The 24,665-nt window shown below is 37.2% G+C and carries 22 protein-coding genes and 1 other RNA gene; 22 read left to right on the top strand and 1 reads right to left on the bottom strand.

Features of this window, described 5'->3' with window-relative positions; translation table 11 throughout:
• Positions 1-398: 398 nt before the first annotated feature.
• The 9 genes from JFT95_RS23250 to eno all read left to right on the top strand — a co-directional run bounded on the left by JFT95_RS23250 (position 399) and on the right by eno (position 9,897).
• Entirely contained in the window at positions 399-665 is a 267-nt protein-coding gene (locus tag JFT95_RS23250) for a hypothetical protein (protein WP_016121040.1), read from the top strand.
• 510 nt (positions 666-1,175) lie between these two features.
• Positions 1,176-2,483 (top strand): RNA polymerase factor sigma-54, encoded by a 1,308-nt coding sequence (gene rpoN / locus JFT95_RS23245; RefSeq protein WP_002129881.1) that lies wholly within the window; start codon positions 1,176-1,178, stop codon positions 2,481-2,483.
• Positions 2,484-2,492: 9 nt separating this feature from the next.
• Positions 2,493-2,738 (top strand): glutaredoxin family protein, encoded by a 246-nt coding sequence (locus JFT95_RS23240; protein WP_002089547.1) that lies wholly within the window; start codon positions 2,493-2,495, stop codon positions 2,736-2,738.
• A gap of 135 nt (positions 2,739-2,873) precedes the next feature.
• Positions 2,874-3,902: a gapA transcriptional regulator CggR gene (gene cggR / locus JFT95_RS23235; protein ID WP_002089545.1), complete on the top strand. Its 1,029-nt coding sequence runs from the start codon at positions 2,874-2,876 to the stop codon at positions 3,900-3,902.
• 26 nt (positions 3,903-3,928) lie between these two features.
• The gene (gene gap, locus JFT95_RS23230; protein WP_002016071.1) at positions 3,929-4,933 is read left to right on the top strand and encodes a type I glyceraldehyde-3-phosphate dehydrogenase; all 1,005 of its coding nucleotides are present in this window, start codon (positions 3,929-3,931) and stop codon (positions 4,931-4,933) included.
• Between the two features lie 139 nt (positions 4,934-5,072).
• On the top strand, positions 5,073-6,257 hold the full coding sequence (locus JFT95_RS23225; protein WP_002016070.1) for a phosphoglycerate kinase: 1,185 nt from the start codon (positions 5,073-5,075) through the stop codon (positions 6,255-6,257).
• A gap of 32 nt (positions 6,258-6,289) precedes the next feature.
• Positions 6,290-7,045 carry a triose-phosphate isomerase gene (gene tpiA, locus JFT95_RS23220; RefSeq protein WP_002016069.1) on the top strand — a complete coding sequence of 252 codons (756 nt, stop codon included), beginning with the start codon at positions 6,290-6,292 and terminating at the stop codon, positions 7,043-7,045.
• Positions 7,042-8,571: a 2,3-bisphosphoglycerate-independent phosphoglycerate mutase gene (gene gpmI, locus JFT95_RS23215; RefSeq protein WP_201053338.1), complete on the top strand. Its 1,530-nt coding sequence runs from the start codon at positions 7,042-7,044 to the stop codon at positions 8,569-8,571. The genes tpiA and gpmI overlap by 4 nt, the downstream gene beginning before the upstream one ends.
• 30 nt (positions 8,572-8,601) lie before the next feature.
• Entirely contained in the window at positions 8,602-9,897 is a 1,296-nt protein-coding gene (gene eno, locus JFT95_RS23210; RefSeq protein WP_002034740.1) for a phosphopyruvate hydratase, read from the top strand.
• 50 nt (positions 9,898-9,947) lie between these two features.
• On the opposite strand, the gene JFT95_RS23205 is transcribed toward eno, so the two are convergent.
• Complete coding sequence (locus JFT95_RS23205; RefSeq protein ID WP_201053336.1) at positions 9,948-10,898, bottom strand: nucleoside hydrolase; 951 nt, start codon at positions 10,896-10,898, stop codon at positions 9,948-9,950.
• Between the two features lie 286 nt (positions 10,899-11,184).
• Here JFT95_RS23205 and JFT95_RS23200 point away from each other — a divergent pair, with 286 nt between their 5' ends.
• From JFT95_RS23200 to alo, 13 genes are all read left to right on the top strand, one after another.
• Positions 11,185-11,562, top strand: coding sequence for a CidA/LrgA family holin-like protein (locus tag JFT95_RS23200; RefSeq protein ID WP_170935229.1), 378 nt, complete (start codon positions 11,185-11,187; stop codon positions 11,560-11,562).
• A complete protein-coding gene (locus JFT95_RS23195; RefSeq protein WP_002129877.1) occupies positions 11,559-12,251 on the top strand; it encodes an LrgB family protein in 693 nt (230 codons plus the stop codon). Before JFT95_RS23200 ends, JFT95_RS23195 begins: the two co-directional genes overlap by 4 nt.
• A gap of 94 nt (positions 12,252-12,345) precedes the next feature.
• Entirely contained in the window at positions 12,346-12,579 is a 234-nt protein-coding gene (gene secG / locus JFT95_RS23190; protein WP_002016062.1) for a preprotein translocase subunit SecG, read from the top strand.
• A gap of 161 nt (positions 12,580-12,740) precedes the next feature.
• A complete protein-coding gene (locus tag JFT95_RS23185) occupies positions 12,741-13,481 on the top strand; it encodes an alpha/beta hydrolase (protein ID WP_162836430.1) in 741 nt (246 codons plus the stop codon).
• A 222-nt stretch (positions 13,482-13,703) separates the two neighbouring features.
• A complete protein-coding gene (rnr, locus tag JFT95_RS23180) occupies positions 13,704-16,124 on the top strand; it encodes a ribonuclease R (RefSeq protein WP_370458377.1) in 2,421 nt (806 codons plus the stop codon).
• Between the two features lie 92 nt (positions 16,125-16,216).
• Positions 16,217-16,684 carry an SsrA-binding protein gene (smpB, locus tag JFT95_RS23175; RefSeq protein WP_002034685.1) on the top strand — a complete coding sequence of 156 codons (468 nt, stop codon included), beginning with the start codon at positions 16,217-16,219 and terminating at the stop codon, positions 16,682-16,684.
• 125 nt (positions 16,685-16,809) lie between these two features.
• Positions 16,810-17,164: a transfer-messenger RNA gene (gene ssrA, locus JFT95_RS23170) on the top strand.
• Positions 17,165-17,546: 382 nt separating this feature from the next.
• Positions 17,547-18,224, top strand: a complete 678-nt coding sequence (locus JFT95_RS23165) for a response regulator transcription factor (RefSeq protein WP_002034688.1) — start codon at positions 17,547-17,549, stop codon at positions 18,222-18,224.
• Between the two features lie 431 nt (positions 18,225-18,655).
• Positions 18,656-19,669 carry a siderophore ABC transporter substrate-binding protein gene (locus tag JFT95_RS23160; RefSeq protein WP_002129874.1) on the top strand — a complete coding sequence of 338 codons (1,014 nt, stop codon included), beginning with the start codon at positions 18,656-18,658 and terminating at the stop codon, positions 19,667-19,669.
• 19 nt (positions 19,670-19,688) lie between these two features.
• Positions 19,689-20,705: an ABC transporter permease gene (locus JFT95_RS23155; protein ID WP_201053334.1), complete on the top strand. Its 1,017-nt coding sequence runs from the start codon at positions 19,689-19,691 to the stop codon at positions 20,703-20,705.
• Entirely contained in the window at positions 20,702-21,766 is a 1,065-nt protein-coding gene (locus JFT95_RS23150; protein ID WP_002129871.1) for an iron chelate uptake ABC transporter family permease subunit, read from the top strand. Before JFT95_RS23155 ends, JFT95_RS23150 begins: the two co-directional genes overlap by 4 nt.
• Entirely contained in the window at positions 21,763-22,515 is a 753-nt protein-coding gene (locus JFT95_RS23145; RefSeq protein ID WP_000590058.1) for an iron ABC transporter ATP-binding protein, read from the top strand. The genes JFT95_RS23150 and JFT95_RS23145 overlap by 4 nt, the downstream gene beginning before the upstream one ends.
• 567 nt (positions 22,516-23,082) lie before the next feature.
• Positions 23,083-24,621, top strand: coding sequence for an anthrolysin O/cereolysin O family cholesterol-dependent cytolysin Alo (alo, locus tag JFT95_RS23140; protein WP_201053332.1), 1,539 nt, complete (start codon positions 23,083-23,085; stop codon positions 24,619-24,621).
• Positions 24,622-24,665 lie beyond the last annotated feature (44 nt).

The following is a 24,665-nucleotide window of genomic DNA, read 5'->3' as shown; positions in this document are numbered from 1 at the left end:
ATGTATTGTTGTTGTGATGTGTTCTATTTAAAAGTATTGAGTAAATAGCACATAATAGCGTGAAGAAAGTGTTGAAAATTAATAGTAAATCTAAAGAAACCCCTTGTATGTGATTAGAAATAATCGTGTATAGGGGGTTTTTCGTTATGAAAAGAATTAAAGAGTGAAATGCAATTCAAATCAGAACAGATTTTAGCACTAAAAGAAATTGTAACGAGATATATTGCACAAGCGTATTGTTAAGTTGCTGAACGAAGATATGAAACGTAAGATAGTAGTGATTCACAAAGCAATAGGGACAGGCTAGCCGTCTTTGCCAGTAAGCTGAAGTTTAATAAAAGTGATCATCTTTCGTTGGCATTATCGGACTTTCTTGACCGTTATGAAGGAGAAGAAGAATGAAAAAAGGTTCTCGCAAGCTATTTGAAATAAAATCGTTTCTTACATGTATTGAAGAAGAGGAGTGCGGAGAAAAGGTCTATTATGTAACGATGGAACATCATAACAGTAGTGTGACTCGTCACAAGATAACGAAAGATGATGCATTCGAAATGTTAGTTGCGTATGCAAAAGGAATACCTGAAATCATGGAGGGCTTCATGGAAGATGAAAATTTCAATGAAGTTTATAAGATAACGGCATCGCTAGGTATTTATTGCAGTTAAGTAAAAAGTACATGTCATAAATGTTGTTCACTTGTAAGAATAGACCCTGGAAAAATAACTCAGAGGTAATCCAAGTCACAATTCGAAAATTACACAAAGCAGATAAACAAGAAAGTATCTTTATAGCAAATCGCAACGCTGTGAATTTGGTGCGTGTGGTACTCGTAGAGGATACGAACGGAATTAATCTATCAAATGAAAATGCGACAATGGTGAAGAAACGTGTAATATTCGATATGTACTCGCCATTGTAAAAAAGGTCTGAACTTACAAGTATAAGTTCAGACCTTTTTTTATTATCACTTGTTATATCTGATAATAAGATTTACTATTAGTATGTGGTAATAACTTTTATGCGTTATTATTTTCTTTCAATATTATTCAAATTTAGGTTGTAAGATGTAAATCTCATTAATACATATAAATTAATAATATTTTGGAATGGGTGTCTGCGATAGGATTCTCCTTTTACCAAACTTATTGTACAATAGAAACAAGGGGGAGATTAGTTTGAAGGCAAGTCTTTTACAAGAACAAAGCTTACGTTTGGCAATGACACAAGAGTTAAGGCAAGCGATTACAATGCTCCAGTATAATGTACAAGAATTATCGGAGTTTTTGTATGAGCAATCGTTAGAGAATCCCCTTATTGAGTTAGGTGGTTTTGAGAGGGAGAAGAAAAAGAGCTCTAACACAAGTAAAAGTACCCGCAAACAAGTCGAGAATCAAATGGAAATCTACAGTGTGGATTCTACAACGATTCAGCAACATTTATTAAATCAACTACAGTATTATAAAATAGATGAAGAAGAGCGAAAAGCAGCTTCTTTCATTATTATGAACATGGATGGAAATGGTTATTTACAAGAAACAAATGAAGAGTTATCAGAGCTTCTTTCTGCGCCAATTGATGTAGTGGACTGTTCCGTGGAGCTTGTTCAATCGTTAGAGCCAGCAGGGGTAGGTGCGCGTAATATTCAGGAATGTCTATCAATCCAATTGAAGCGCTTACAAAGAAGAAATGGGTTAGCGGAAGAAATTATAGATGATCATTTTAATTATTTCGTTAAGAAAGATTGGCGAAAGCTCGTTCAAGTGTTGAAGTGTACCAACGAGGAATTACAGGATGCGGTGAACTGTATTACATCATTGCAGCCGAAACCAGGTCTTGCATTTTCTTCTGATAAACCACTTTATATTGTGCCTGATATGGCGGTAAAAAAAGATGGCGATCATCTCGTTTTACAGATGAATGAGAGAAATATGCCAAGAATTGAAATTCACTCTGAGTATAGTGCGTTACTAAATAATAGTGAAAGTGAAGTGGCTTCTTACGTATCGGAGAAGTATCAGCATGTGCAATGGATTATGCGCAGTTTGAAACAGAGAAAACAAACACTCTTACAAGTGATGAATATTATTATGGAAAAACAGCATGATTTCTTCTGGGGAGGTCCAGAGTATTTAAAACCACTTGCATTAAAAGAGGTGGCGGAAGAGTTAGGTGTGCATGAGTCTACAATTAGTCGTGCAACGCGTAATAAATATGTGCAAACGCCGTACGGTTTATTTGAGATGAAATCATTCTTTAGTAATTCTATTTCTACGACGGAAGATGAGGCGGTTTCTACAAAGCGTGTGAAACAATTCATTCAAACGCTTGTTGGAGCAGAAAATAAGAAAAAGCCACTTTCGGATCAAAAGATTTCAAAATTATTAGAAGAAGAGCATGAAATCGTTATTTCTCGAAGAACGGTTGCGAAGTATAGAGAACAAATGCATATTCCTGCTTCGTCTCTAAGAAAAACAATTGGATAGGTGAAGAAGATGAAGGTTGTACTATATACAAAAAAAGATTGTGGTCTTTGCGTGAAGGCGAAACAAGTTTTAAAAGAAGTACAATATGAATATTCTTTTCAAATTGAGGAAATAGATATATATGAAGATAATGACCTTTTAGAGAAATACCATCTAATGATTCCTGTTGTAGAAATAGGCGGAAGACAAGTAGAATATGGTAACATTCACAAAGGTGTCATAATAAACTATATAAACAATGCAGTTAAGAGTTGAATAAGTTTCTGTCTCCTGTTACAATAATACACGTAGCAGGGATTATTTTTTTAACCTAAGTGGGACACAAAATGTCACTACGGGACATAAAATGACCACGAAGGGAAATGAACCGATGTAGTGAGGAGAAAAGATATGCGCTCATGGATTCAGAACACAAAAAAATTATTACCTGATCTGCTACCTGTTATGCAAACGAGAATGCAAGTGCTTCAGTACATTAGGCTTATGCAGCCGATTGGAAGAAGAAACTTATCTGCAAGTCTCGGTATGACAGAACGAGTATTGCGAAGTGAAGTTCAAGTTTTGAAAGAACAAAACTTAGTTCACGTCGCTTCTTCTGGAATGACTTTGACAGAAGAAGGAACAGCTTTAGTTCTTGCTTTGGAAGACTTTATGAAAGAAATTTCCGGGTTAAAGGTTTTAGAAAAACAACTTAAGGAAACATTAGACTTGGATGAAGTTTTCGTTGTCCCTGGTGATAGTGATGAATCACCTTGGGTCAAACTGGAGATGGGCCGTGCTTGTGTGACTTGTATAAAAGACCGTCTGACAGTGAATAATATCGTTGCTGTGGCTGGAGGAACTACGCTAGCTGCTGCTGCGGACATGATGCAACTTGATTGCAAAGATTTACATATGCTATTTGTCCCAGCACGTGGTGGAATTGGAGAAGGTGTCGAGTTAGAAGCCAATACCATTTGCGCCAAAATGGCACAAAATACGATGAGTAATTATCGCTTATTGTATGTTCCAGATCACGTTAGTAGCGAAGCATATGCGTCTATTGTAACCGAGCCCTCCGTGAAAGAAGTTCTTGAGTTGATTCGATCTTCCAATATCGTCATTCATGGAATTGGTGATGCGTTAACAATGGCACGTCGCAGAAATACTTCAGAAGCAGATTGGTTAAAGATTCAGGCAAGCGAAGCAGTTGGCGAAGCTTTCGGTTACTACTTTAATGAACAAGGAAATGTTGTTCATAAAGTAAGAACAGTTGGTATGCAACTTGAAGATTTACAACATGTATCTCACGTTGTCGCAGTCGCTGGAGGTTCTTCAAAAGCAAAAGCAATACAGGCTGTAATAAAGCAAGGGCACACTTCAATTCTAATTACAGATGAAGGTGCAGCAAAACAATTAACAAAGGGTATTACCCTTTAATATAATCCCCCAAGGAGGAAATTTAAATGACTAAAATTGGTATTAATGGATTTGGACGTATCGGACGTAACGTATTCCGCGCAGCTCTTAACAACTCTGAGGTAGAAGTAGTAGCAATCAACGACTTAACAGATGCTAAAACATTAGCTCACCTTTTAAAATATGATACAGTTCACGGAACTTTAAATGCAGAAGTATCTGCTAACGAAAACAGCATCGTTGTTAACGGTAAAGAAATTAAAGTTATCGCTGAGCGTGACCCAGCTCAATTACCATGGAGCGACTACGGAGTAGAAGTAGTAGTAGAATCTACTGGCCGTTTCACTAAAAAATCAGACGCTGAGAAACACTTAGGTGGATCAGTTAAGAAAGTTATCATCTCAGCTCCAGCTTCTGACGAAGATATCACTGTAGTTATGGGTGTTAACCACGAACAATACGATGCAGCTAACCACAACGTAGTATCTAATGCTTCTTGTACTACAAACTGTCTAGCTCCATTCGCTAAAGTATTAAACGAAAAATTCGGCGTAAAACGCGGAATGATGACAACAATTCACTCTTACACTAACGATCAACAAATCTTAGACTTACCACACAAAGATTTACGTCGTGCTCGTGCAGCAGCTGAAAACATGATTCCAACATCTACTGGTGCTGCTAAAGCTGTAGCATTAGTATTACCAGAACTTAAAGGTAAATTAAACGGCGGCGCTGTACGTGTTCCAACTGCTAACGTTTCTCTTGTTGACTTAGTTGTTGAACTTGACAAAGAAGTAACAGTTGAAGATGTAAACGCAGCATTCAAAGCAGCTTCTGAAGGCGAATTAAAAGGTATCCTTGGATACAGCGAAGAGCCATTAGTATCTATCGACTATAACGGATGTACAGCTTCTTCTACAATCGATGCATTATCTACAATGGTAATGGAAGGTAACATGGTTAAAGTACTTTCTTGGTACGATAACGAAACTGGTTACTCTAACCGCGTAGTAGACCTAGCTGCATACATGACTTCTAAAGGTCTTTAATTCTTAAGTATATAAGCAATCAATGACAAAACGAGGGAGAGGGTTTGTTCCCTCTCTCTCTTCTTTCGTTTTAGAAGCAAATGTGTTAAGCTTTTGAATGGGTTTTGTCAATCCTAACTAGTAGTCGGAGGGAAATCCAATGAACAAAAAATCAATTCGTGACGTAGATTTAAAAGGTAAGCGTGTATTTTGCCGCGTTGATTTCAACGTACCTATGAAAGAAGGCAAAATTACAGATGAAACTCGTATCCGTGCAGCTCTTCCTACAATTCAATATTTAATAGAGCAAGGTGCGAAAGTAATTTTAGCAAGTCATTTAGGCCGTCCAAAAGGTCAAGCAGTAGAAGAATTACGTCTTACTCCAGTAGCAGCACGTTTAGGCGAGCTTCTTGGTAAAGATGTTAAAAAAGCGGACGAAGCATTCGGACCAGTTGCACAAGAAATGGTTGCAGCAATGAACGAAGGCGACGTATTAGTTCTTGAAAACGTACGTTTCTATGCGGGCGAAGAAAAGAACGATGCAGAACTTGCGAAAGAATTTGCAGCTCTTGCTGATATCTTCGTAAACGATGCATTCGGTGCAGCTCACCGTGCTCACGCTTCTACAGCAGGAATCGCAGACTACCTACCAGCAGTATCTGGTTTATTAATGGAAAAAGAGTTAGATGTATTAGGTAAAGCACTTTCTAACCCAGAACGTCCATTCACAGCTATCATCGGTGGTGCGAAAGTAAAAGATAAAATCGGTGTAATTCGTCATCTATTAGACAAAGTAGATAACTTAATCATCGGTGGCGGACTTGCTTACACATTCGTTAAAGCATTAGGTCATGAAATTGGTCTATCTCTATGTGAAAACGACAAAATTGAACTAGCTAAAGAATTTATGCAACTTGCAAAAGAAAAAGGCGTAAACTTCTATATGCCAGTTGATGTTGTAATCACAGAGGAATTCTCTGAAACTGCAACAACTCAAATCGTTGGTATCGACTCTATCCCTTCTACATGGGAAGGCGTGGACATCGGTCCTAAAACACGTGAAATTTATGCAGATGTAATTAAAAACTCTAAGCTTGTTGTATGGAATGGACCAATGGGTGTATTCGAAATGACTCCATTCGCAGAAGGTACAAAAGCAGTAGGGCAAGCATTAGCAGATGCAGAAGATACATACTCTGTTATCGGCGGTGGTGACTCTGCAGCAGCTGTTGAAAAATTCGGTATGGCTGATAAAATGAGCCACATTTCTACTGGCGGCGGTGCGTCATTAGAATTCATGGAAGGTAAAGAACTTCCAGGTGTAGTGTGTCTTAACGACAAATAAGTAGCAGCCAAAGAAAAAGGACGGTGCAAAGCATGCGTAAACCAATTATCGCAGGTAACTGGAAAATGAATAAAACTCTATCTGAAGCAGTTAGCTTCGTAGAGGAAGTTAAAGGTCAAATCCCAGCAGCTTCAGCTGTTGATGCAGTAGTTTGTTCGCCAGCTCTATTCTTAGAGCGCTTAGTAGCAAAGGCTGAAGGAACTGACTTACAAGTAGGTGCACAAAACATGCACTTCGAAAAAAATGGTGCATTCACTGGCGAAATTAGCCCAGTAGCACTTAGCGACTTAAAAGTAGGCTACGTAGTACTTGGCCACTCTGAGCGTCGTGAAATGTTTGCTGAAACAGACGAGTCAGTAAATAAAAAGACTCTTGCAGCATTTGAACATGGTTTAACACCAATCGTTTGTTGTGGTGAGACTTTAGAAGAGCGCGAAAGCGGAAAAACATTTGATCTAGTAGCAGGTCAAGTAACAAAAGCACTTGCAGGTTTAACAGAAGAGCAAGTTAAAGTAACTGTTATCGCTTATGAGCCAATCTGGGCTATCGGTACAGGTAAATCTTCTTCTTCTGCAGATGCAAATGAAGTATGTGCGCACATCCGTAAAGTTGTTGCAGAAGCTGTTTCTCCAGAAGCTGCAGAAGCTGTTCGTATTCAATACGGCGGTAGCGTAAAACCAGAAAACATTAAAGAGTATATGGCACAATCTGACATCGACGGCGCTTTAGTTGGCGGTGCTAGCTTAGAGCCTGCTTCGTTCTTAGGTCTTCTGGGGGCGGTAAAATGAGAATGCCAACAGCTTTAATCATTCTTGATGGTTTCGGACTACGTGAAGAAACTTACGGGAATGCTGTAGCACAAGCTAAGAAACCTAATTTTGATGGTTACTGGAACAAATTCCCTCACACAACGCTTACAGCTTCTGGTGAGGAAGTAGGTCTTCCAGAAGGTCAAATGGGTAACTCAGAGGTTGGTCACTTAAATATCGGTGCTGGCCGCATCGTATATCAAAGCTTAACACGCGTAAACGTTGCAATTCGTGAAGGTGAGTTCGATCAGAATGAAACTTTCCAAAATGCAATTAAAAGCGTGAAAGAAAAAGGTACTGCTCTTCATTTATTCGGTTTACTTTCTGATGGTGGTGTGCACAGTCACATGAACCATATGTTTGCTCTTCTTCGCTTAGCAGCAAAAGAAGGCGTGGAGAAAGTATATATCCATGCATTCTTAGATGGCCGCGATGTTGGACCACAAACAGCAAAAGGTTATATCGATGCAACAAATGAAGTAATTAAAGAAACAGGAGTAGGACAATTCGCGACTATCTCTGGTCGTTATTACTCCATGGACCGTGACAAGCGCTGGGATCGCGTAGAAAAATGTTACCGTGCTATGGTGAATGGTGAAGGCCCTACTTATAAATCAGCAGAAGAGTGTGTAGAAGACTCTTATGCAAATGGTATTCATGATGAATTCGTATTGCCGTCTGTAATTGTTAACGAAGATGACACGCCAGTTGCAACAATCAATAATGATGATGCAGTTATCTTCTATAACTTCCGTCCAGACCGTGCAATTCAAATTGCTCGTGTATTTACAAACGAAGACTTCCGTGAGTTCGATCGTGGTGAAAAAGTACCTCACATTCCTGAATTCGTTTGTATGACACATTTCAGTGAAACTGTAGATGGTTACGTGGCATTCAAGCCAATGAACCTTGATAACACATTAGGTGAAGTTGTTGCGCAAGCGGGATTAAAGCAACTTCGCATCGCGGAAACTGAAAAGTATCCGCACGTTACATTCTTCTTTAGCGGTGGTCGTGAGGCTGAATTCCCAGGAGAAGAGCGTATTTTAATTAACTCACCGAAGGTTGCAACGTATGACTTGAAACCTGAAATGAGCATTTATGAAGTAACGGACGCTTTAGTAAATGACATTGAAAATGATAAACATGATGTTATCATTCTTAACTTTGCAAACTGTGATATGGTTGGCCATTCTGGGATGATGGAACCAACAATTAAAGCAGTAGAAGCAACTGACGAATGTTTAGGAAAAGTTGTAGAAGCGATTCTTGCAAAAGATGGTGTAGCACTTATTACTGCTGACCATGGTAATGCCGATCAGGAGTTAACTGCTGAAGGTGGACCAATGACAGCTCATACAACTAACCCGGTTCCTTTCATCGTTACAAAAAATGATGTAGAGCTTCGTGAAGGTGGTATTTTAGGAGATATCGCCCCAACAATGCTTACACTTTTAAATGTGGAACAACCGAAAGAAATGACAGGTAAAACAATTATTAAATAATTTGCTTATATAAAAAGGAGAGAATTTATTATGTCAACAATTATTGATGTTTATGCTCGCGAAGTCCTTGACTCTCGTGGTAACCCAACTGTAGAAGTAGAAGTTTACACAGAAAGCGGCGCATTCGGACGCGCTATCGTACCAAGTGGTGCATCTACTGGTGAGCACGAAGCAGTAGAATTACGTGACGGTGACAAATCTCGTTACCTTGGTAAAGGTGTTCTTAACGCAGTAAACAACGTTAACGAAGCAATCGCTCCAGAAATCGTTGGTTTCGACGTAACTGACCAAGCTGGTATCGACCGTGCTATGATCGAATTAGATGGCACTCCAAACAAAGGTAAACTAGGTGCTAACGCTATCCTTGGTGTATCTATGGCAGTAGCTCACGCAGCAGCTGACTTCGTAGGTCTTCCATTATACCGTTACCTTGGTGGATTCAATGCAAAACAATTACCAACTCCAATGATGAACATCATCAACGGTGGTTCTCACGCTGATAACAACGTTGACTTCCAAGAGTTCATGATCTTACCAGTTGGTGCTCCAACATTCAAAGAATCAATCCGTATGGGTGCTGAAGTATTCCATGCACTTAAAGCTGTATTACATGACAAAGGTCTTAACACTGCAGTAGGTGACGAAGGTGGATTCGCTCCAAACCTTGGTTCTAACCGTGAAGCATTAGAAGTAATCATCGAAGCTATCGAAAAAGCTGGTTACAAAGCTGGCGAGAACGTATTCTTAGGAATGGACGTTGCTTCTTCTGAGTTCTACAACAAAGAAACTGGTAAATATGACCTTGCAGGCGAAGGCCGTACTGGCTTAACTTCTGCAGAAATGGTTGATTTCTACGAAGAGCTTTGCAAAGACTTCCCAATCATCTCTATTGAAGATGGTTTAGACGAAAATGACTGGGATGGTCACAAATTATTAACTGAGCGTATCGGTGATAAAGTACAATTAGTTGGTGACGATTTATTCGTAACTAACACTCAAAAACTTGCTGAAGGTATCGAAAAAGGTATCTCTAACTCAATCTTAATTAAAGTTAACCAAATCGGTACTTTAACTGAGACTTTCGAAGCAATCGAAATGGCTAAACGTGCTGGTTACACAGCAGTTGTATCTCACCGTTCTGGTGAAACTGAAGATGCTACAATCGCTGACATCGCAGTTGCAACTAACGCTGGCCAAATCAAAACTGGTTCTATGAGCCGTACTGACCGTATTGCTAAGTACAACCAATTATTACGTATCGAAGACGAGCTAGGCGAAATCGCTGTTTACGCTGGTTTACAATCTTTCTACAATATCAAACGATAATTGTAGAAAATAACGACAGACCGTGAGAAATCACGGTCTGTTTTTTTTTGCTAAAATTGTTCGTCTGTCATAAGTGACATGAAGTATTTAAAGAAGAGATTATAATCAAAATCGATAGCAATTTGCTGCGAGGGCCGATTGGTGAATGGGTTTGATCCTACTAAAGAGCGGAAATCACCGATGCTTGCTCCTTGAGCGTAAGACTCGGTCATGACGGTAATTGGTGATTTGTAGTAGGTAAACATAGAATTATCAAGTAAAGCTAATATCGGTATCGTGTCATGAAAAGGGCAGCCTTTTAATCGTGGTAAAATTTTTTCGTAATATCCATAGTAGTAATGATCGAATAGAGGTTTGACGAGAGAAGCCTTTCCTTTCGCCTCAATATATTCAGCCATATCAGGTGTAACGATGGAATACTGAGTTACATTTAACAGGTATATGTACATGTTGGATGCAGATTGTAATACAATGTTAGCCGCGATTGGATCGCCATAAAAATTCGCTTCTGATACGGGAGTTACATTACCTGGGTGCAGAAAGGAACCACCCATTACATAATAAGATTTAATTTGCTGCATTAAGTTTTTACATAAAATAAATAAAGTAGCTAGGGAAGTGAGTCGCCCTAAACTTACAATGATTAGTTCGTCTTTATACTGCTCGATAAGAGGGATAACTTCAAAAAAATTCTCCATTTCTCCGTTTTGTAACTTTTCATTTGGGATGATTGGCCCTAACCCTTCTTTACCGTGAATATTAGTAAAAAAAGCGGGTGGACCTCCATTGAGAGGACGGTCTGAACCACCAAATATTTTCATATCTCTATTTCTTGATTTTTGTTTAAGAAAATGAGCATTTTGTACGGCCATTTCTTTTGGAACATTGCCGTAATCAGCGACAATCCCAACAATTTCAATTTCATCGATAAAGAATGCGAGGAGGAGGGCTATCGCATCGTCGATTCCAGGATCACAAAAAATGAGAATTTTTTTAGACATATGTTCACCACCTATCTTTATATATATATGTGTGCTAGAGAGAAGGCAGAATAAAAATGGAGTGAAGGATTTTGTTTTATTAAAATAATAACCATCAAAATTCAGAAAATATAAACTTTATATATTAGGTCAAGGTTTTTGACGTAAATCACATTAGGAAACGCAGTCATATCAAGGGTGTAAGCGTATAATATAGTGGGTTTTCGTTGTCGATTTGATAAATTGCAGGTTTTTACAATTTATACTATGATAAGGATATTAACAGAAGATCGTATAAACATGAGGGATGATGAACATGAAACTTACAAAGATTCTTGTCCAAATTGCTGCTCTTTATGTATTTTATATCGTTGGAAATTGGGTGCAAGAAATGTTGAATCTTCCGATTCCAGGAAGTTTGATTGGGATGTTCCTCCTACTTGTTTTGCTTAGCCTAAAAGTACTTCCAGTGAAATGGTTTGATTTAGGAGCAGAAACACTCGTTGCTATTATGCCGTTTTTATTAATTCCGCCAACGCTTGGCTTAATGAATTACGGTGCTTTTTTTATGAGTAAAGGAATTTCCCTTTTCATTACAGTTGTAGCGAGTACGTTTTTAATTATTATTGTCGCAGGACATACAGGACAATATCTTGCGAATAGAAAGGAAAAAGAGACACAATGAGCCAAATATTAATCGGAATCGGTTGGGTTCTTTTTACGGTGCTATTATATCAATTATCTAAAAAAATCTACAAATTATTTCCAACACCATTTACCATTCCAATGCTTGTTGCAACAGGATTAATGGCTTTCTTATTTATAATGCTTGATATACCATATCAAAATTATATGGAAAGTGGTGGTGGCTGGATTGCGAAGCTATTAGGACCAGGTGTTGTAGCATTTGCAATCCCGCTTTATAAACAACGTCATGTTCTGCAAAAATATGTTGTACCAATTGCTGGTGGTGTATTAGTAGGTACAACAGTTGCTATTGCAAGTGATTTTGCTATCGCCACACTTATGGGAACAGATAAAAGCTTAATTTTATCTTCTTTACCAAAATCAGTGACAATGCCAGTTGCGATGAGTGTATCTGAACAAGTTGGTGGTGTCCCGTCCTTAACAGCAGCATTCGTCGTTATCGCAGGGATTACTGGAACGATTTCAGGACCAATTTTATTAAAATGGAGCCGTGTTACAAACTCAGTTGGTAAAGGGATTGGCTTTGGATGTGCGTCTCATATTATGGGTGTTATGAGAGCGATGAAAAATAATGAGCATGAAGGTGTTATTGGATCGGTAACAATGACATTAACAGCAATTTTGACATGTTTGCTTGGACCGTTATTCGCAATGATGTTCATGTAATAGAAGAAAAGCGAGAGCGATTCTATAGCTCTCGCTTTTCTATAGGATTTATGCTACATTTAAAATAACTGAATCTTTGTAGGAGGTACGCCAAGTGCATACGTTATTATCAGTTTTACTTATTATTGTATCGATTTTAATGATTGTTATGGTACTTATGCAGTCTAGTAATAGCTCAGGCCTTTCAGGCGCTATTTCAGGTGGTGCAGAGCAATTGTTTGGTAAGCAAAAAGCACGTGGAATTGAAGCGGTATTAAACCGTGTTACAGTTGTCTTAGCTGTACTATTCTTCGTACTAACAATTGGTGTTACGTACTTAAATTTATAAAATTAAAAGAAGAAGCGTTAGCGGATTATGCTAATGGTTCTTCTTTTTTTGATTTGTTATTCAAAAAAAGTTTCTAATTAGATTATAGAATTATAAATATGGTACACTAAGAATAGAAAGAATACGACTAGATTACAGAAGAGAAAGAGGAGAAGTACATGATGAAATTAGCATCTCCGAAACCATTTACATTTGAAGGTGGAGACCGCGCTGTTTTATTATTACATGGATTCACAGGGAACTCAGCTGACGTACGCATGCTAGGGCGTTTCTTAGAGAAGAAAGGCTATACTTGTCATGCGCCAATTTACAAAGGACACGGTGTACCACCAGAAGAGCTTGTTCATACAGGCCCTGAAGACTGGTGGAAAGATGTAATGAATGCCTACCAGCATTTAAAAGATCAAGGTTACGAGAAAATAGCTGCGGTTGGATTATCATTAGGCGGAGTATTCTCATTAAAACTTGCTTATACATTACCGATTTTAGGTGTTGTACCAATGTGTGCACCGATGTACATTAAAAGTGAAGAAATTATGTACCAAGGTATATTGGCATATGCCCGCGAATATAAAAAGCGTGAGCAAAAATCACCAGAACGAATTGAGCAGGAAATGTTTGAATTTAAACAGACACCAATGAATACATTAAAAGCATTACAGGAGTTGATTCGTGACGTACGCAATAATGTTGATATGATTTATGCTCCAACATTCGTTGTACAAGCACGTCATGATGAGATGATTAATACAGATAGTGCTAACATTATTTATAACGGTGTAGAATCTACGTTAAAAGACATTAAATGGTATGAAGACTCTACGCATGTCATTACACTTGATAAAGAACGTGATGTGCTACATGAGGATGTATATAACTTCTTGGAGCAACTAGATTGGTAAGGTCTAGTTGCCTCTTTTTTTCATAAGGGAATTTTTATCCCGCTATTTGTGGGCTAATAATCAGTGGGGACGGACAAAAAACCACTGGTTAAAGTTACACTTTATGAAAGCTGTAAAAAATCATTGGGAGATGATTAAAGTTTCACTTTATACATCCCCCATCTTTCGGATACACTAAATAATATAAGGGTTTAAAGGAGGTATTTCTGCTTGGAAGAAATCATGCAAGAACATATTGATAAGTTGTTATTATTTATGAGGGAAGAAGCGTATAAACCGTTAACGATACAAGAATTAGAATCGGCATTTGGAATCGAAGGCTCTGAGGGCTTTAAAGATTTCGTAAAGGCACTTGTAATGATGGAAGAGAAGGGGCTTGTTATCCGCACACGTAGTAACCGCTACGGTCTTCCAGAAAAAATGAATTTAGTACGCGGTAAATTAATTGGGCACGCACGTGGTTTTGCGTTCGTCGTTCCAGAAGAGAAGAAAACAGGAGATGATGATCTTTTCATCCCGCCGACAGAATTAAATGGTGCACTTCATGGTGATACAGTATTAGCACGTGTTAGCGCACAATCAAGTGGATCACGCCAAGAAGGCGCGATTGTTCGTATTTTAGAGCGTGGAACGAAGGAACTAGTTGGTACATATACAGAGTCAAAGAACTTTGGATTTGTTATACCTGATAATAAACGCTGGACAAGTGACATTTTTATCTTGAAAAGTGCATCTATGGGCGCTGTAGAAGGCCATAAAGTAGTTGTGAAAATTACGGGCTACCCAGAGAACCGTTTAAGCGCAGAAGGTGAAGTTATTCAAATTCTAGGTCATAAAAATGACCCAGGAGTAGATATTTTATCTGTCATTCATAAACATCATTTACCTTTAGCATTCCCTGAAGAAGTGATGGAGCATGCAAACAGTGTACCAGAAACGATTTCAGAAGAAGATATAAAAGATCGTCGTGATTTACGTGATCAAATGATTGTTACAATTGATGGTGCGGATGCGAAAGACTTAGATGACGCTGTTACAGTAACGAAGCTTGAGAACGGTAACTATAAGCTTGGCGTTCATATTGCGGATGTAAGTCATTACGTTCAAGAAGGTTCTCCAATTGATGTTGAAGCAGCAGAGAGAGCAACGAGTGTATATCTTGTAGACCGTGTAATTCCGATGATTCCGCATCGTTTATCAAACGGTATTTGTTCATTAAATCCGAAAGTAGACCGTCTGACACTATCTTGTGAAATGGAAATCAACAATCTAGGTGATGTTGTAAAACACGAGATTTTCCAAAGTGTAATTAAAACGACAGAGCGTATGACGTATGCTGACGTAAGAAGCATTTTAGAAGATGAAGACGAAGCACTAATTGAACGTTACGAGCCGCTAGTACCAATGTTTAAAGAAATGGGGCAGTTAGCACAAATTTTACGTGAAAAACGTATGCGCCGTGGTGCGATTGACTTTGACTTTAAAGAAGCGAAAGTACTAGTAGATGAAGAAGGAAAACCGACTGATGTTGTAATGCGTGATCGTTCTGTATCAGAGAAGTTAATTGAAGAGTTTATGCTTGTTGCGAACGAAACAGTAGCGGAGCATTTCCACTGGATGAACGTACCGTTTATGTACCGTGTCCATGAAGATCCGAAAGAAGATAAGCTTGAGCGTTTCTTCGAGTTTGTAACAAACTTCGGATATGCAGTAAAGGGACGTGCGAATGAAATACACCCTCGTGCATTGCAGCAAATTCTTGAAATGGTTCAAGGTCAGCCGGAAGAAATAGTCATTTCAACAGTTATGCTTCGTTCTATGAAGCAAGCACGTTACGATTCGAACAGCTTAGGACATTTTGGTTTATCAACTGAGTTCTACACGCATTTCACATCGCCAATTCGTCGTTACCCAGATACGATTGTTCATAGATTGATTCGTGAATACATCATTAATGGTAAAGTAGACAACGAAACGCAAGCGAAATGGCGTGAAAACTTACCTGAGATTGCAGAGCACTCTTCTAATATGGAACGCCGTGCTGTTGAAGCAGAGCGTGAAACAGACGAAATGAAAAAAGCAGAGTATATGGTCGATAAGATCGGTGAAGAGTATGACGGTATGATTAGCTCTGTAACAAACTTCGGCTTATTCGTAGAGCTTCCAAATACAATTGAAGGTCTTGTACACGTTAGCTATTTAACAGATGATTACTACCGTTATGACGAAAAACATTTTGCGATGATCGGAGAACGTACAGGTAACGTATTCCGCATCGGTGACGAAATTACAATTCGTGTTATTAACGTAAATAAAGACGAGCGTGCAATCGACTTTGAAATCGTTGGCATGAAAGGCACACCTCGTCGTAAGTTCAAAGATCGTCCAGTTGTGATTGAACAGCCAAGAACAGGCAGAAAGAAACGCGGTGGACGTAGCGAACGTAGTAATGAGCGCGGTGGTGAACGCGGCACAGGAAGAAAGTTTGATCGTGGTGGACAAGGAAAAGGAAAAGCATCTGCATCTGCATCCACATCCGCTAGTCAGCCAGGGAAAAAAGATGGTAATAGTAATGGTAAGAAGAAAAAAGGATTCTTTGAAAATGTACCAGGATTCAAGAAGAAAAAGAAAAAGCGCAAGTAAGAAAAGAGTGGCTTCGCCTTACATTCTGAGCGAGCCACTTTCGCTTTTGGTTTACATTTGTTACAATAGTAAAAATAGAGGAGGGACGTTATATGCCAAAAGGTACAGGTAAGGTTATTGCGCAAAATAAAAAGGCATTTCATGATTATTTCATCGAAGAAACATACGAAGTAGGGCTTGTCCTTCAAGGAACGGAAATTAAGTCGATTCGCGCTGGACGCGTGAACTTGAAAGATGCGTTTGCACGTATACATAACGGTGAAGTATGGGTTCATAATATGCATATTAATACATATGAACAAGGGAATCGTTTCAATCACGATCCGCTACGTACAAGGAAGTTACTTCTTCATAAAAAAGAAATTGATAAGCTAGCAGGTTACGCAAAAGAAACAGGATATGCATTAGTTCCAGTTAGAATCTATTTGAAAAATGGATTTGCGAAAATGGCACTTGGTTTAGCAAAAGGTAAGAAGCAATATGATAAGCGTCACGATTTAAAAGAGAAAGAAGCTAAACGTGAAATTGCACGCGTGTTCCGTGATCGTCAAAAGATGTAATACAGATATTTACATTTGTAAAACGGCGCGCGTATGATATAATAACTTATGTAAGATTGTTGCACATTGAAAAACAGCTCTTAGTAGCTATCACGATATTTCTTCGTATGCTCCATTTTTATCATGGGGACGTTACGGATTCGACAGGGATAGTTCGAGCTTAGGTTGCGAGTCGAGGGGATCGGCCTCGTTAAAACGTCAAAGCCTATAATTGGCAAACAAAACAATCTTTCTTTAGCTGCTTAATTGCACTAAAGGTTCCTCCCTCCATCGTCCATGTGGTAGGGTAAGGGACTCAAACTAAGTGGACTACGCCGGAGTTCGCCGTCTGAGGGCGAAGGAAGAGAACAATCAGACTAGCAACTTGGAAGCCTGTCGATAGGCCGAAGAGTTCGCGAAATGCTAATATATCGACTACACTCGTAGAAGCTTAAGTGCCGATATTTTTGGACGTGGGTTCGACTCCCACCGTCTCCACCAATACATAACTGTTTGGTGGTTTTTTATTTTGTATGATATGAACCATAACTTTGCCAGAGTGGCGGGGGGATGGTTCTTTTTGTTTTGTGGTTTTATAAAATGCTTAAGTTGAGGACGGTACCCTTGAAATAGAAACTGAGGGAATAGTTATTGATAATAAGCAGCTAGATAATATAGTTGCTCTTAATGATTAAATAATATGTATTTAAATCTTCATATATTTTGTGTTTTTATCCATATCTATTGTAAGATTATATAGAGTTCTCCTAATAAGCTGTTATAATGGCTTTTTTTAGGGATTTAATATTTATAAATCTTAAATTATTTTTTGGAGATAACTTTTTATCCAACTAAGTTATATTGAAGTAGAGGTGAACCATCGGTGAAGCAGGTGTTAGTAATTAAGAATGAACGGTCTTTTGCAAAGAAAATCGTAAGCGGTCTAACGCAAGAGGGCTATTTCATTTTAAAACTTCACAATGAAAACCAAGGTTTAAATATAGTATATGAACAAGATTGGGATATTATCATATTGGATTGGGATTCATTAAGTATATCGGGACCAGAAATTTGTAGACAAATACGACTTGTTAAAACGACACCGATAATTATTGTGACCGACAATATTTCTAGCAAGGATTGTATAGCAGGGCTACAAGCAGGAGCAGATGATTATATTAGAAAACCATTTGTGAAAGAAGAATTAGTAGCGAGGGTTCAAGCTATTTTAAGGAGAAGTGACTGTATCCAGCAAAATGAGACAAACTTTTTTCAGTTTAAAGATCTCTTTGTTGATGCATCTAGCAATATTGTGAAAAAAGGTGGTAAAAATCTCACGCTTACTAAGCGCGAGTACGATTTACTTGTATTTTTAATCAAGAATAAAAACACAATATTGAGCCGTGAAATGCTTTTGAACCAGGTTTGGGGATATAACGTAGTAGTCAATCCCAATGTAGTGGATTTATATATTGGGTATGTAAGAAAAAAATTAAAGTGCGAGAAGAGAGATAGATATATTCAAACGATACATGGCAGGGGCTATTCAATGATTGAATGATAAAATAAGATAATAGGTAAAGTACAGTTTTTTCTATTAAACCTGATAATCAAATAGTTTCTGTGAAATATTAAAAGACGGAAACTATAAAAAGAAGATTGCTACCAGGCAATGGATTATGAAAAAATTAGCTATTCATGGGCATTTTTTTTGCAGTAGAAATCATGGTTTATAAGGTGCCCAATCTATTGATTAGTACGTGTGGGGGATGACTCTGGTGCGCATTAGATGAGACTGTATCTAATGTATGTTTAATTTTATTAACTCACACCATTCACAAGATTTTCACATAATTAATGACTATACTTATTAACAGGATGTTCAAATGAAAATGATTATCAATAGCAATTTAGATGCATAAAAGTTACTATCTAATTTAATCTATGGACGTTATCATTTTCAAACTAAATTACATTATAAGGAGTATACGTATGAAAAAAACTATGCTTTTAAAATTAGTAAGTATTCTAGCAATTTTCACTTTAATGTTAGTAGCTTGCTCAGATTCAAGTAAGGAAACTTCGAAAGCTAATAAAGGTGATAGTAGTGATAAGCCAAAAACGGTTGAAATCACTGATGCACATGGAACTGTTAAAGTCCCTGTAAATCCAAAAAATGTAGTTGCTTTAGATAATAGAACTTTTGAAACTTTAGCTGATTGGGGAATTAAATTAGCGGCAGCTCCAAAGGATGTAATGCCTGCAGATTCAGCATATGTAAAGGATAGTAAAGTTCAAAATATTGGAAATCACCGTGAACCAAATCTTGAAATTATAGCAGCTGCAAACCCTGAACTTGTAATCGTTGGTCAAAGATTTGCTGGCCATTACGAAGAAATCAAAAAATTAGTGCCAAATGCAGCTGTTATTGATCTTAATGTTGATGTTTCTGAGAAATCTACTACGCCTGGGAAAAATTTAGTAGATGGACTTAAAAGTTCTACAATTACTTTAGGAAAAATCTTTGATAAAGATAAAGAAGCTAAACAATTAGTAGCTGATTTTGATAAATCTATTGAAACTGCAAAATCTGCTTATAATGGAAAAGATAAAGTTATGAGTGTTATCGTTACTGGTGGGAATATTGGTTTTGCTGCTCCTCACTCTGGTCGTGTTTGGGGACCAATGTATGAAATTTTCGGTTGGGTTCCAGCACTAGAAGTTTCAAATTCTACTGCAGGTCATAAAGGTGATGACGTTTCTGTTGAAGCTATTGCACAAACAAATCCTGATTGGCTTTTCGTATTAGATCGTGATGCTGCAACATCTGATGCAGCTACTTCAGCTCCTGCTAAAGATGTTATTTCTAAATCACCTGCTCTTCAAAACACAACTGCTGTTTCTAAAAAACAGGTTGTTTATGCACCAGAAGATACTTACACAAATGAATCAATTCAGACTTACATAGAGTTATTTGGTAATATTGCAAAAACTTTAGCTAAGTAGTGTAAAGGAGTACGAAACAGTGTCAAAAAATATAATTTCTAGGGTTGAGAATAATTCTCAACCCCAGTTTTATAATCACAATAAATTATGGACAAAACCTTTTATAATAGCGATTATAGTTGTTATAATTTTAGGGATTATATCACTGTTTACTGGAGTTTATGATATACGCGGACAAGAGGACGGAATGGAGATGTTTTTCATAACTCGTGTTCCGAGAACAGTTGCATTAATGCTTACTGGTGCTGCAATGGCGATGGCAGGACTCGTAATGCAACTCATTACACAGAATCGTTTTGTTGAACCTACTACAACGGGGACTATTGAATGGTCAGGCTTAGGCCTGCTTTTTGTATATTTATTATTTCCTGCCCCGACTTTAGTTCAAAGAATGACTGGTGCAATCATTTTTTCTTTTATAGGAACTATGATTTTCTTTTTATTTTTAAGAAGAGTTAAACTTCGTTCGTCTTTAATTGTCCCGATTATTGGATTGATGCTTGGAGCAGTTATTTCTGCAGTGTCTACTTTTTTGGGACTCCTTTTTCAAATGACGCAAAGTATTGAAACTTGGTTTGTAGGTTCATTTGCTAATGTTCAGGTTGGAAGATATGAATATTTATGGCTGATTGTTATCATTACTGTGCTTATTTTTATGTATGCTAATAGATTGACTTTAGCTGGACTAGGAGAAGATGTCGCAACAAGCCTTGGAGTTAATTACAATAGAATTGTTCTTTTTGGGACTGGCCTTATCTCTGTTGCAGTTGGAATTGTTGCAGCTGTTATTGGACACTTACCTTTCTTGGGATTAATTGTTCCAAATATTGTTTCAATGTTTAGAGGTGATGATCTTAGGAGTAATTTACCTTGGGTGTGCGTGATCGGAATGGGGACAATAACTGCCTGTGACATCATTTCTCGAACAATTATAAAGCCTTTTGAAGTACCTGTTTCTTTAATACTTGCAACAGTGGGAGCAGTCGTGTTTATTACTATTTTATTGAGGCAAAGAAAACCAAGGAGGCTACGATGATCACATTAGAATATAAAAATAAAGAAAATGTCGAAATCGATTCTAGCCTTCATAATGAAAATAGATCAGCTAGTGCTTTTCGTTCTAAGAAGGAAGCAAGACGTTATTGGATTTTGCTGATAACATTGATTGCTTTAGGTCTTCTTTCTTCATATGGACTTTTAGTTTATAACAATCCAGTTCCGATAGATTCACCTTCTTTTATCCCAGTTGTTAAGAGAAGGATAGTAGCTATTGTTGCAATGATTATTGCTGCAGTTTGCCATAGCTTGTCGACAGTTGCTTTCCAATCTATTACGAATAATAAGATTATTACTCCTTCGCTTTTAGGTTTCGAATCACTTTATTCAGCAATTCAAACGAGTACAATATTCTTCTTTGGTGCTAGTGCATTGATAAATTTTAATGGAATTGGATCATTTTTATTTCAAGTCGTTGTTATGGTCTTTATGAGTTTGATACTTTATGGATGGTTACTTTCCGGTAAATACGGGAATTTACAACTTATGCTTTTAGTTGGAATTATTATTGGTACCGGGCTAAATTCTGTGTCAACTTTCATGAGGAAACTACTTGCGCCTTCAGAATTTGATATTTTACAAGCGAGATTATTTGGTTCTGTTAATCATGCAGATCCTGCATATTTTCCTATTGTAATTCCTATGATCATAATTGTAGCAGTATTAATTTTTGCACATTCTAAGAATTTGAATGTTTTGTCACTAGGAAAGGATGTTGCTACTTCTTTTGGAGTTAAATATCAACCTAGTGTAATTTATACGCTTGTATTAGTTGCTATTTTGATGTCCATTTCAACAGCTCTAATTGGGCCACTTACTTTCTACGGCTTTTTAGTAGCAACTTTGAGTTATCAGGCGGCGTCAACGTATGATCATAGATATATTTTTCCAATGGCTTTTGCAATAGGATTTTTAATAATGACGAGTGCATACTTTTTAATGTATCATGTATTCCATGCTCAAGGTGTAGTTTCAGTTATTATCGAATTATTTGGTGGAATAACATTCTTAACTATAGTTTTAAGGAAGAGGGCTTTATGATAAAAATTGATAATGTTAAAAAGTTCTATACTGATAAGGTAAAAATAGGACCTTTGGATATTGAAATACCAAAAGCGGGCTTTACTTCTTTAATTGGACCAAATGGAGCTGGAAAGTCAACGACACTTTTGATGATTGGCAGACTTTTAGATATGGATGAAGGCCAAATTCAGGTAGCAAATATGGATGTTTCTGAATCCAAATCAAAAGACCTAGCAAAAGTTTTGACTATATTGCGACAAGAAAATCATTTTGTAACTAGGCTTACTGTTAGACAATTAGTTGGATTTGGGCGCTTTCCTTATTCAAAGGGAAGATTAACTAAAGAGGATGAAGCTATTATTTCTAAATATATCGATTTTTTAGATTTAACTAATTTAGAGAATAGATATTTAGATGAGCTTTCTGGTGGTCAAAGACAAAGGGCATATGTAGCGATGGTATTGTGCCAAGAGACTGAATATGTACTTTTGGACGAGCCTCTGAATAACCTTGATGTTGCTCGTTCTGTTCAAATGATGGAGCATTTGAGACGTGCGGCTAATGAATTTGGAAGAACAATTTTGACTGTTATGCATGACATAAATTTTGCGGCTAAATATTCTGATAAAATTTGTGCTATGAAAGATGGACAAATAGCTGCTTTTGGAACAGTAGAAGAGGTTATGGACCCAACAATTTTAACAGATATTTTTGAAACGAAAATTGAAATTATCAATGGTCCTTATGGGCCAATCGCTGTTTATTAGTTACAAAATGTGAAAAATGAGTATGTCAAAAAAATACTGTAGCTTGTGTAAATCATGCCAGCTACTCTAGTTGAAGTTGCTGTCTGTATTTTATAGGCAGCAGCTTTTTTTAATGCGGTTGCCCATGATAACTCTTAATATTTCTGGCTGCTCGTAACAGTCCTGCATGTATTTCATTACTTCCGGTCCTGCGATGCTTCCAACAATAAACTTGTAAATTACTCATGAAATGCAAAGAACGCTTCGTATTTTCAATTATTTACCAAACTTAAAATTTATCTCTGTATAACTTTTTATAAGAATTCAGCTTGTTTTTTTGTATGTAATATTGCATATAAGAGTGTATTGATAAAAGTGTAAGGGGTCACTATAATGAGGGCATAAAGATAAATCACATTTTCGTAGCAATAAAAAAGGAGGAAATAATATGGAAATCGCAATGGCAGTTTTGAAATTTGTAGGTGGCGTAATCCCGTTAATTCAAGAACTTTTGAAAGCATTTATGTAGGTTTATTAGTTAGCTATCATTTATCAATCATTATCATATCTTACTAAAAAAAGAACGGGGTGATTTTTCTGAATATTAAGAAAAACGCTAAAAGAAGAAAGTTCCTTGCGTGTTTATTAGTTAGTCTATGCACTATTAATTATTCATCTATTTCCTTCGCAGAAACACAAGTAGGTAATGCAACTGATGTAACCAAAAATGCTAGTGGCATTGATACTGGTATAGCAAATCTTAAATATAATAATCAAGAGGTTTTAGCTGTAAATGGTGATAAGGTAGAGAGTTTTGTTCCGAAAGAAAGTATCAATTCAAATGGTAAATTTGTAGTAGTGGAACGCGAGAAAAAATCACTTACAACTTCACCAGTCGATATTTCGATTATTGATTCTGTGGTGAATCGTACGTATCCAGGAGCGGTACAACTTGCAAATAAAGCTTTTGCAGACAATCAACCGAGTTTATTAGTGGCTAAGAGAAAGCCTTTGAATATTAGTATAGACTTACCTGGCATGAGAAAAGAAAATACAATTACTGTCCAAAATCCGACATATGGTAATGTGGCTGGAGCAGTAGATGATTTAGTATCTACTTGGAATGAAAAGTATTCTAAAACACATACGTTACCTGCAAGAATGCAGTATACAGAATCTATGGTTTATAGTAAATCACAAATCGCAAGTGCCCTTAACGTTAACGCTAAATATCTTGATAACAGTCTAAACATTGATTTTAATGCGGTTGCAAATGGAGAGAAAAAAGTGATGGTAGCGGCATATAAGCAAATATTTTATACCGTAAGTGCTGAACTACCTAACAATCCATCCGATCTTTTTGATAATAGTGTTACTTTTGGTGAGTTAACTCGTAAAGGTGTAAGTAATTCGGCTCCACCTGTTATGGTCTCAAATGTAGCTTATGGTAGAACTGTTTATGTAAAATTAGAAACAACATCTAAGAGCAAAGATGTACAAGCTGCTTTTAAAGCCTTACTTAAGAATAACAGCGTCGAAACGAATGGACAGTACAAAGATATTTTTGAAGAAAGTACCTTTACTGCTGTAGTATTAGGCGGAGATGCGAAAGAGCATAACAAGGTTGTTACTAAAGATTTCAATGAAATCCGAAATATCATTAAAGATAATGCTGAATTAAGTCTTAAAAATCCAGCATACCCAATTTCATATACAAGTACTTTTTTAAAAGATAATGCAACTGCTGCTGTTCATAACAATACAGATTATATCGAGACGACAACTACAGAATATTCAAGTGCTAAAATGACACTGGATCATTACGGTGCTTACGTTGCGCAATTTGATGTATCTTGGGATGAATTCACATTTGATCAAAATGGTAAAGAAGTACTAACACATAAAACATGGGATGGTAGCGGCAAAGACAAAACGGCTCATTACTCTACAGTTATCCCTCTTCCACCAAATTCAAAAAATATAAAAATCGTAGCAAGAGAATGTACTGGTCTTGCATGGGAATGGTGGAGAACAATTATTAATGAACAAAATGTTCCATTAACAAATGAAATAAAAGTTTCAATTGGAGGAACAACATTATACCCAACTGCTAGTATTAGTCATTAGGTATAAAAAGGCGCCCTGTAAGCAGGGCGCTTTTTTACTTAGTC

The organism is Bacillus sp. TH17, from assembly GCF_016651125.1.
GTDB lineage: Bacteria > Bacillota > Bacilli > Bacillales > Bacillaceae_G > Bacillus_A > Bacillus_A mycoides.
This window is presented reverse-complemented; position numbering and strand designations above follow the sequence as displayed.

What these genes read in the sequence shown, in the direction of transcription:
- JFT95_RS23195 (WP_002129877.1), top strand. Translation starts at nt 11,559, where the DNA reads ATGAGCCAAATATTAATCGGAATCGGTTGGGTTCTTTTTACGGTGCTA.
- JFT95_RS23185 (WP_162836430.1), top strand. Translation starts at nt 12,741, where the DNA reads ATGAAATTAGCATCTCCGAAACCATTTACATTTGAAGGTGGAGACCGC.
- smpB (WP_002034685.1), top strand. Translation starts at nt 16,217, where the DNA reads ATGCCAAAAGGTACAGGTAAGGTTATTGCGCAAAATAAAAAGGCATTT.
- eno (WP_002034740.1), top strand. Translation starts at nt 8,602, where the DNA reads ATGTCAACAATTATTGATGTTTATGCTCGCGAAGTCCTTGACTCTCGT.
- cggR (WP_002089545.1), top strand. Translation starts at nt 2,874, where the DNA reads ATGCGCTCATGGATTCAGAACACAAAAAAATTATTACCTGATCTGCTA.
- JFT95_RS23160 (WP_002129874.1), top strand. Translation starts at nt 18,656, where the DNA reads ATGAAAAAAACTATGCTTTTAAAATTAGTAAGTATTCTAGCAATTTTC.
- JFT95_RS23200 (WP_170935229.1), top strand. Translation starts at nt 11,185, where the DNA reads ATGATGAACATGAAACTTACAAAGATTCTTGTCCAAATTGCTGCTCTT.
- gpmI (WP_201053338.1), top strand. Translation starts at nt 7,042, where the DNA reads ATGAGAATGCCAACAGCTTTAATCATTCTTGATGGTTTCGGACTACGT.
- tpiA (WP_002016069.1), top strand. Translation starts at nt 6,290, where the DNA reads ATGCGTAAACCAATTATCGCAGGTAACTGGAAAATGAATAAAACTCTA.
- gap (WP_002016071.1), top strand. Translation starts at nt 3,929, where the DNA reads ATGACTAAAATTGGTATTAATGGATTTGGACGTATCGGACGTAACGTA.
- JFT95_RS23240 (WP_002089547.1), top strand. Translation starts at nt 2,493, where the DNA reads ATGAAGGTTGTACTATATACAAAAAAAGATTGTGGTCTTTGCGTGAAG.
- JFT95_RS23145 (WP_000590058.1), top strand. Translation starts at nt 21,763, where the DNA reads ATGATAAAAATTGATAATGTTAAAAAGTTCTATACTGATAAGGTAAAA.
- rnr (WP_370458377.1), top strand. Translation starts at nt 13,704, where the DNA reads ATGCAAGAACATATTGATAAGTTGTTATTATTTATGAGGGAAGAAGCG.
- JFT95_RS23150 (WP_002129871.1), top strand. Translation starts at nt 20,702, where the DNA reads ATGATCACATTAGAATATAAAAATAAAGAAAATGTCGAAATCGATTCT.
- JFT95_RS23225 (WP_002016070.1), top strand. Translation starts at nt 5,073, where the DNA reads ATGAACAAAAAATCAATTCGTGACGTAGATTTAAAAGGTAAGCGTGTA.
- JFT95_RS23205 (WP_201053336.1), bottom strand. Translation starts at nt 10,898, where the DNA reads ATGTCTAAAAAAATTCTCATTTTTTGTGATCCTGGAATCGACGATGCG.
- JFT95_RS23250 (WP_016121040.1), top strand. Translation starts at nt 399, where the DNA reads ATGAAAAAAGGTTCTCGCAAGCTATTTGAAATAAAATCGTTTCTTACA.